The organism is Lamprobacter modestohalophilus (genome assembly GCF_016583905.1).
Lineage (GTDB): Bacteria > Pseudomonadota > Gammaproteobacteria > Chromatiales > Chromatiaceae > Lamprobacter > Lamprobacter modestohalophilus.
The window spans coordinates 1-1,257 of sequence record NZ_NRRY01000159.1; the positions used below are offsets into that span (position 1 = coordinate 1).

A 1,257-nucleotide genomic window follows, 5' to 3' on the forward strand; every position below is an offset into this window, starting at 1 on the left:
CGAACAGCCGCTCGATGAGCGCCCGGCACTGCGGGCCGATGGCGTTGGCTTGCTTCAGGCACCACTGCGGATCACGCATGGCGAAGGCCAGCGCGTTGGGCGGCATGTGATCGGCCACCGTGCTGCGCGCACCGGGGCGTAACTGGCGCACATGGGTGGCCACCAGCAGGTGCTCCTGGTAAAGACGCACCACGTCCGAGGTCGCCTTCAGCCAGAGGGTCTGGCCGAGCAGACGGAAGGGCACGGAGTAATAGGCCTTCTCAAACTGCACGTGGGCATCACGATGGACCTTGAGCTTGGCCCAGACGGCCAGCTCCGGCGGGGCATCCGGCAGGCGCCCGAGCAGCGCTTTCTCGACCGACTCGAACAGGGCCAGCGGCTGCTCGCGGGTGGTGCCGTGAATGCGGTTGCCGGCCTCGGCCAGAATCCATTGGCGCAGCTTGGCGTTGGCATCTGCCAGGGAGCGAAACTCACGCAAGGGTAGGAAGGCTTGTTTGAGGTATTTCACCCCGGCCTCGACGCGCCCTTTTAACTGAGGTTCGCGCGGTGGGCAGGCGTCGATCTTGAAGCCGTAGCCCTCAGCACACTCGCCATAGGCGCGCTGCACCTCGGGGTCGCGGCGGTGGGCGAGGATGATGGCGCATTTGGCGTTGTCGATGATGACCCGCTTGGGCACGCCGTTGAACCACTCGAAGGCGTGGCGATGGCAGGCGAGCCAGGTGGCGACATCCTGGCGCCAGATGAGCTCGGCGTACTGATGCCGACTGAAGCACAGCGTCATGACGAAGACCCAGGTCTTGCGCAGTTCGCCGGTGTCGGTGTCGAGGAGGCGCGGGCCGGCGCCGAAGTCGACTTGGGCGGCTTCACCAGGGGCGAAGTCCAGGCGCACCGTGGCTTTGAGCGGGGCGGGCTCGTTGGCTTGCAGAAAACGGCGGATGGCCGAGTAGCTGCCGCTGAACCCGTGCTCGCGCACCAGGGCTTGGTGGATGGTGGTGCCGGTGATGCCGGCCCGCGTCCAGGCGAGGATGCGCTCGCGATGGGGCTCGACTTGGGAGCTTGGCCCGGGGTTGGTCTCGCGCTGGCCCAAGACCTCGGCCAGCGCCGTGTCATCGGGCAATGGGCGCTCGGCTTCGAGCCAGCCGTGCTCGCTGGCGACGCGCCTGAGCTTGGCGGCTTTGCTGCGCCCCATCAGTCGCGCTGCGGCGATCTGGCGGTCTGAATCACCCTGGCGCATCCGCACCAGGACCTGTCGATACT

At 67.1% G+C, this 1,257-nt stretch carries 1 protein-coding gene; it reads right to left on the minus strand.

The genetic code is table 11. The features are described 5' to 3' along the window. Window positions 1–1,257, minus strand: a 1,257-nt coding sequence (gene istA, locus CKO42_RS28775; protein WP_200252622.1) for an IS21 family transposase, incomplete at both ends; no start/stop codon positions are given.